The 7,403-nt window shown below is 73.4% G+C and carries 5 protein-coding genes; 4 read left to right on the top strand and 1 reads right to left on the bottom strand.

Annotated elements, in window-relative coordinates; translation table 11 throughout:
- Positions 1 to 611: 611 nt before the first annotated feature.
- The 3 genes from V7E45_RS37050 to V7E45_RS37060 all read left to right on the top strand — a co-directional run bounded on the left by V7E45_RS37050 (position 612) and on the right by V7E45_RS37060 (position 6,211).
- Positions 612 to 1,511 carry a S1 family peptidase gene (locus V7E45_RS37050; RefSeq protein WP_333778680.1) on the top strand — a complete coding sequence of 300 codons (900 nt, stop codon included), beginning with the start codon at positions 612 to 614 and terminating at the stop codon, positions 1,509 to 1,511.
- Positions 1,512 to 1,694: 183 nt separating this feature from the next.
- Positions 1,695 to 5,204: a DNA polymerase III subunit alpha gene (locus tag V7E45_RS37055; protein WP_333778681.1), complete on the top strand. Its 3,510-nt coding sequence runs from the start codon at positions 1,695 to 1,697 to the stop codon at positions 5,202 to 5,204.
- Positions 5,201 to 6,211 (top strand): DNA polymerase Y family protein, encoded by a 1,011-nt coding sequence (locus V7E45_RS37060; RefSeq protein WP_333778682.1) that lies wholly within the window; start codon positions 5,201 to 5,203, stop codon positions 6,209 to 6,211. The genes V7E45_RS37055 and V7E45_RS37060 overlap by 4 nt, the downstream gene beginning before the upstream one ends.
- Before the next feature lie 16 nt (positions 6,212 to 6,227).
- On the opposite strand, the gene V7E45_RS37065 is transcribed toward V7E45_RS37060, so the two are convergent.
- The gene (locus V7E45_RS37065) at positions 6,228 to 6,602 is read right to left on the bottom strand and encodes a cupin domain-containing protein (RefSeq protein WP_333778683.1); all 375 of its coding nucleotides are present in this window, start codon (positions 6,600 to 6,602) and stop codon (positions 6,228 to 6,230) included.
- 86 nt (positions 6,603 to 6,688) lie between these two features.
- Here V7E45_RS37065 and V7E45_RS37070 point away from each other — a divergent pair, with 86 nt between their 5' ends.
- Positions 6,689 to 7,135: a MarR family winged helix-turn-helix transcriptional regulator gene (locus tag V7E45_RS37070; protein WP_333778684.1), complete on the top strand. Its 447-nt coding sequence runs from the start codon at positions 6,689 to 6,691 to the stop codon at positions 7,133 to 7,135.
- Positions 7,136 to 7,403: the final 268 nt, after the last annotated feature.

The following is a 7,403-nucleotide window of genomic DNA, read 5'->3' on the forward strand; positions in this document are numbered from 1 at the left end:
GACCCGTACGGGCCATTCGGGCCGGGCGGGCCGGGCGGGCCGCACGCGCCGCACAAGCCCAAGGTGCCGCGCGGTCTGCTGCCCGGGTGCGGGGCGTTCCTGCTGGTCTGCTGCACCTGTCGGATGTGCTGCGCCGAGGAGTACGAGGGCCCCTGGTCCCGGAAGAAGCGCGAGGGCTGCTGCCGGGACTGTGACTGCGACGGCTGCAGCGGGTGCGGGGGCTGTGACGGCTGCTCCGGCTGCGGTGACTGCTGCGACGGGTGTGACTGCTGTGACTGTTGCTGTCCCTGCGACAGTTGCTGAGAACCCTCCGGGGATCATCCGGAGGGACGACTTCCGGACATCCCCGGTACGGGGAGGGTGCGGGCCGGCGGTGCGGTGACCGGCTGATCCGGCCTCCCGTCCGGAGAAGTCAAGGCCCGTGTGCGGGCGGACGGTTGAACGCTGCACGGCCGAAAGGCGCCCTTGTGCCGACCGGCCGTTCGGCCGAATACTCCCCCCAGCGCTTGTCAGGGGCATGAACACCCGGTGACCCCGGGTCGTCCCTGACTGCGCCTCACGGGCCCCGACCCCACGCGGGCCCCCCGACTCTCCCTGGGAGGGAACGACACGTGAGGATCAAGCGCACCACTCCCCGCAGCGGCACGGCGAGACGGACCCGGCTGATCGCCGTGGCGACCGGTTTCCTGGCCGCAGCCGCGTTCGCCGCCCCCACCGCGAACGCCAGCGATGCCCACACGTTCAGCGCCACCCAGCTCACCAAGGCGAGCGACTCCGTCCTCAACGCCGACGTACCCGGCACGGCCTGGGCGGTGGACAGCAAGACCAACCGTGTCGTCGTCACCGTCGACAGCACGGTGTCCAAGGCCGAGATCGCCAGGATCGAGCGGCAGGCCGGCGTCGACTCGGGCGCGCTGACCATCAAGCACACCTCGGGCAAGTTCAACAAGCTGATCACCGGTGGCGACGCCATCTACGGCGGCTCCTACCGCTGCTCGCTCGGCTTCAACGTGCACAGCGGCAGCACGTACTACTTCCTGACCGCGGGCCACTGCGGTGAGGTCGCCTCCACCTGGTACAGCAACTCCAGCCACTCCACGGTGCTGGGCACCAACGTCGGCTACAGCTTCCCGGGCAACGACTTCGCGCTGGTGCGGTACACCAACTCCTCGATCGCGCACCCGAGCGCGGTCGGCAGCCAGACCATCAGCCGCGCGGCCACCCCGTCCGTGGGTACGACCGTCTACCGGCGCGGCTCCACCACCGGCACCCACAGCGGCCGGGTCACCGCGCTCAACGCCACGGTCAACTACGGCGGCGGTGACGTCGTCTCCGGCCTGATCCAGACCACGGTGTGCGCCGAGGGCGGCGACAGCGGCGGTCCGCTCTACTCCGGGTCCACCGCCTACGGTCTGACCTCGGGCGGCAGCGGCGACTGCACCTCCGGCGGTACGACGTTCTTCCAGCCGGTCACCGAGGCGCTCAGCTACTACGGCGTGACCCTTCCCTGACAGGTACGGCTCCGGCGGGCCCCCGCACGCGTGACGCGTGCGGGGGCCCGCTTGTGTCCCGGCGTTTGCGCAGGTGGGAGGCGGTCGAACGGATGTCGCACACTTGTTCGGGATTGGGGGTATGGTGAGTGTTGGAACAGATGTTCGAGAGTCGTACGGGGCTCACGAGACGTGGAGGTGTGTGTGCCGGGCTTCGCGCATCTGCACACCGTCTCCGGGTTCTCCCTGAGGTACGGCGCCTCCCACCCGGAGCGGCTGGCCGAGCGCGCCGGGGAGCGGGGGATGGACGCCCTCGCCCTCACCGACCGCGACACCCTCGCCGGGACGGTCCGGTTCGCCAAGGCCTGCGCCGGGACGGGGGTCCGCCCGCTGTTCGGGGTGGACCTGGCGGTGGCCGAGCCGGCCGCCCCCCGGCCGGAGCGCCGCCGCACCCCGGTGCGCGGCGGCGCCTTCGTGGACGAGTCGGCCCCCCGGGTGACCTTCCTCGCCCGGGACGGCGCCCGCGGCTGGGCCGACCTGTGCCGGCTCGTCACGGCGGCGCACGGGAGCGGCGGCCCGGGCGGGGGTGTGCCCGTGCTGCCCTGGGCCGCCAACCACGGCGACGGCCTGACCGTGCTGCTCGGCCCGGACTCGGAGGTGGGGCGCGCGCTGGCCGCGGGACGCCCCGACCGCGCCGCGAGGCTGCTCGCCCCCTGGCGCGAGGTCTACGGCGGCGCGCTGCGCCTGGAGGCCGTCTGCCACGACCGTGAGGGCACCGGTCCCGGTTCCCTGCGGCTGGCCGCCCGCACCGTCGGCTTCGCCGCCGAGCAGGGAGTGCGGCCGGTCCTCAGCAACGCCGTGCGGTACGCCGACCCCGGCCAGGGACCGGTCGCCGACGTCCTGGACGCGGCCCGCCGGCTGGTGCCGATCGACCCCCGCAAGGAGCTGGACCCGGGCACGGCCTGGCTGAAGGACGCGCAGGCCATGCTGCGGGTCGCCGAACGGGTCGTGGAGGCGGCCGGCTACCGGCGCGACACCGCCCGCCGGCTGCTGGAGCAGACCACGGTCACGGCCGCCGAGTGCCTGGTCGACCCCGAGGACGACCTCGGCATCGGCACCGTCCACTTCCCCGAACCGCATCTCGTCGGCGCCGGCCGCCGCACCGCCCAGCGGGCGCTCGCCTCCCGGGCGGCGGCCGGCATGGTGCGGCTCGGCTACGCCGGCCGCCGCGCGTACTGGGAGCGGATGCACCACGAACTCGACATCATCGCCCACCACGGCTTCGCCTCCTACTTCCTCACGGTCGCCCAGGTGGTCGACGACGTGCGGGAGATGGGGATCCGGGTGGCCGCCCGCGGCTCCGGCGCCGGCTCCCTCGTCAACCACCTCGTCGGCATCGCGCACGCCGACCCGGTCGAGCACGGGCTGCTGATGGAGCGCTTCCTGTCCAAGGAGCGGGTGGTCCTGCCCGACATCGACATCGACGTGGAGTCCGCGCGCCGGCTGGAGGTCTACCGGGCGATCATCGGCCGGTTCGGCACCGAGCGGGTCGCGACCGTCTCCATGCCCGAGACCTACCGGGTGCGGCACGCCGTCCGGGACGTGGGGGCCGCCCTGTCCATGGACCCGGCCGAGATCGACCGCGTGGCCAAGTCCTTCCCGCACATCCGGGCCCGGGACGCCCGCGCGGCGCTGGAGGAACTGCCCGAACTGAAGGCGCTGGCGGGGGAGAAGGACAAGTACGGCAGGCTCTGGGAGCTGGTCGAGGCCCTCGACGCCCTGCCGCGCGGAATCGCCATGCACCCGTGCGGGGTGCTCCTGTCCGACGCCTCCCTGCTCGCCCGTACGCCCGTGGTGCCGACCAGCGGCGAGGGACTGCCGATGGCGCAGTTCGACAAGGAGGACGTGGAGGACCTCGGCCTGCTCAAGCTGGACGTGCTGGGCGTGCGGATGCAGTCGGCGATGGCGCACGCGGCCGCGGAGGTGGAGCGGGCCACGGGGGAGCGGATCGACCTGGACGCGGTGGCGCCGGGCGACCCGGCGACGTACGAGCTGATCCGGTCGGCCGAGACGCTGGGCTGCTTCCAGATCGAGTCGCCGGGCCAGCGCGACCTGGTGGGCCGCCTCCAGCCGAGCACCTTCCACGACCTGGTGGTCGACATCTCCCTCTTCCGGCCGGGGCCGGTCGCCGCCGACATGGTCCGGCCGTTCATCGAGGCGCGGCACGGGCGGGCGCCCGTGCGCTACCCGCACCCGGACCTGGAGGCGGCGCTGAAGGACACGTACGGGGTCGTCGTCTTCCACGAGCAGGTCATCGACATCGTCGCCGCCATGACCGGCTGCGGGCGCGGCGAGGCGGACCGGATCCGGCGCGGGCTGTCCGACCCGGAGTCGCAGGGACGGATCAAGGTGTGGTTCGCCCAGCACACGGCGGCGAACGGATACGACGCGGAGACCATCCGGCGAACCTGGGAGATCGTCGAGGCCTTCGGCTCGTACGGCTTCTGCAAGGCGCACGCGGTCGCGTTCGCCGTGCCGACCTACCAGTCGGCCTGGCTGAAGGCCCACCACCCGGCCGCCTTCTACGCCGGGCTGCTCACGCACGACCCCGGGATGTACCCGAAACGGCTGCTGCTCGCGGACGCGCGGCGGCGCGGGGTGCCCATCCTGCCGCTGGACGTGAACGTGTCCGGGGTGGCTCATAGGATCGAACTGGTGTCTGAATCAGGGGTGTGGGGGCTGCGGCTCGCCCTCAGCGACGTGCACGGCATCAGCGAGGCCGAGGCCGGGCGGATCGCGGACGGACAGCCGTACGCCTCCCTGCTGGACTTCTGGGAGCGGGCCCGTCCGAGCCGTCCGCTGGCCGGGCGGCTGGCCCAGGTGGGTGCGCTGGACGCGTTCGGCGCCAACCGCCGTGACCTGCAACTGCACCTGACCGAGCTGCACCGGGGCGCCCGGGGCGGCGGCGGGGGCCAGCTCCCCCTCGCCGGGGGCCGGCGGACCGCCCCGGCCGGCCTGCCCGACCTGACCTCGGAAGAGCGGCTCAGCGCCGAGCTGGGCGTGCTCTCCATGGACGCCTCACGCCATCTGATGGACGACCACCGGGAGTTCCTCCAGGAACTGGGCGTGCTCTCGGCGCGCCGGCTGCGCGAGGCCGGGCACGGGGAGACGGTGCTGGTCGCGGGCGCCAAGGCGGCCACCCAGACCCCGCCGATCCGGTCCGGCAAGCGGGTCATCTTCTCCACCCTGGACGACGGCACGGGCCTGGTCGACCTCGCCTTCTTCGACGACTCGCACGACGCCTGCGCCCACACGGTCTTCCACTCCTGGCTGCTGCTGGTGCGCGGAGTGGTGCAGCGGCGCGGCCCGCGCAGCCTGAGCGTGGTGGGCTCCGCCGCCTGGAACCTCGCCGAACTGCTCGACGTGCGCCGCGAGGAAGGGCTCGACGGGGTCGCGGCCCGGCTGGCCGGGGCGCCCGGCGGCGGGGAGGGCTCCGCGCCGGAGGACGGCGAAGGGCCGTCCCGGGCCCGGGTCGCCGGTTCGGACGGGCTGCCCCGGCCTGCCGGTTCGGCGGCCCGCGACCCGATGGAGGCCCGGACGATCCGCATGCCCACGGGGTACGAGATGCACCCCTGGGCCGATCTGCGCCCCGCGGGCGAAGGGCCCGCGGTGGGAAGGAAGTTGTGGCACCAGAGCCCGGGGAGCGCGGGATGACCATTCTCTGTGTACGTTTCCAGCCGCCACGGCCCGACGAGGCGGCCCTGCCCGGACTGCTCGCGCTGCTGGAGGAGTTCACGCCGGTCGTCGAGGCGCTGCCCCCGGACGGGGCGCTGGCCGATCTCCGGGGCGCCGAGCGGTACTTCGGGCGCGACGCCGTCGGGCTGGCCTCGGTGATCCGGGTCCGCGCCCTCGCGCTGCACGGCGTCGACTGCGCGATCGGCGCCGGTCCTGGCCCGATGCTGGCCCGGATCGCGATGCGCGACGCCCGTCCCGGGGTGACCCGCGTGGTGCCCGCCGAGCCGGCAGCCGTCGCGGGGTTCCTCGCCGGGCGGCCCGTGTCCGTGCTGCCCGGCGTCGGGGCGGCGACCGCCCGCACCCTGTGCGAGTACGGCCTGGACACCCTGGGGCTGGTCGCCGCCGCGCCGCTGTCCACGCTCCAGCGGCTGATCGGCGCGAAGGCGGGCCGTGAACTGCGCGAGAAGGCCGCCGGCGTCGACCGCGGCCGGGTCGTGCCGAACGCCGACTCCCTTCCCCGGGCTTTCGGCCGGGCCCGGGCGGGTGCCTCCCTGCTGGCGGCCGAACGCCCCTTCGGGCTCGATGAGTTGGACCCCGACCGGCACCGCAGGGCACTGCTGTCGGCCGCCGAGGAGATCGGCGCCCGGCTGCGCGCGGTGGCGAAGGTCTGCCGCACCCTGACGCTCACCGTGCGCTACGCCGACCGCTCCACCACCACCCGCAGCCGCACCCTCAGGGAGCCGACCGCGCACTCGGCGTCCCTGACGAGGACGGCCTACGACCTGTACGGGGCGCTCGGCCTCCAGCGCGCCCGGGTCCGGGCGCTCGCCCTGCGCGCCGAGGGCCTTGGCCCCGCCGACCAGGCCGCCCACCAGCTCACCTTCGATCCGGTGGACGAGAAGGTCCGCCGCATCGAGGAGGTGGCCGACCGGGCCCGCGGGAAGTTCGGGCCGCGGGCGGTGATGCCGGGGACGCTGGCGGCGTGATCCGCCCGCGCTCGGCTCAGTTGGCCCACGGCGGTGTGAGGCGCGTGCCGTCGGCCAGCAGCGCCTCCAGGCCGACCGAGGTGGTGACCCAGGAGATCGCGGTGTGGTCGGTCGGGTTCTCCACGGCCAGGGTGGCACCGGCGGTGACGATCACGGTGTCGCCGGCGGAGATCCGCTCGGTGTGCCCGTCGAGGCCGATCAGCAGTTCGCCGACGAGCAGATGGAAGATCTCCTCCCGGTTGACGGTGTGGGCGGGCGCCTTGGTGCCGGGCGGGATCTCCCCGCGCCAGGCGCACAGTTCCCTGCTGCCGGTGAGCGGGGTGGCGTAGGAGACGAAGCGGGCGCCGTGGATCTCGTGGGTCACGGCCTCGGACGAACGGATGACGGGCAAGAGGACTCCCTGGACGTAGTGGTCAAGCTGCTTGACTATATGGTCAAGTTGCTTGACCGATTCGTCAAGGGTGTTTCAATGCATCCGTGCAGAACTCCGAAGCCATGGCCCTGTCCGCCGCCCTGCTCGCCGTCGCCGGTGACCTCACGCAACGCGTCAACGACGGGGTCGTGGCGCGCGGCTTCACGGACGTCAGGCCCGCTCACGGCTTCGCCTTCGCGCGGCTCGCGCCGGGCGGCGCCACCGTCACCGAGCTCGCCGCCCATCTCGGGGTGACCAAGCAGGCGGCGAGCCAGTTGGTCGACGAGATCGTGCGCAAGGGGTACGCCGAGCGGCGGCCGCACCCCGCCGACGCGCGGGCCCGGCTCGTCGTGCTCACCGAACGGGGTCGGGAGTGCACCCGGGCGGCCGAGGCGGCGGCCGCGGACGTCGTGGGGGGATGGGTCGAACTGCTGGGCGAGGGTGAAGTGGGCGCGTTGGGGGAGCGCCTGCTGCGGCTCGCGCCGTACGGTCCGGTCAGGCCTGCCTGGTGACGGTCCGTCAGTGGTCGAGTGGCATTCCGGTTATCACTGGAAGTTTTTACTGACGCGTAACTTCACACCCGGGCTACTCGCCCGTAACTTGACGAGTGAACAGCATCCTCGTGATCCGGATCACAGGGTTAGGCCGTCGCACCTCCCCTTGAGCCGCAAGGAGATCACCCGATGCTGCCCTGGAAGCGAGTGCTCAGACCCCTCACCGCGCTGCTTTTGACCGCCGCAGTCGCCGCTGTGCCCGCCGCCACCGCCCACGCGTCCACCC

Origin of the sequence: Streptomyces sp. IBSBF 3136 (assembly GCF_036815105.1) — a bacterium.
In the GTDB taxonomy this organism is placed as follows: domain Bacteria; phylum Actinomycetota; class Actinomycetes; order Streptomycetales; family Streptomycetaceae; genus Streptomyces.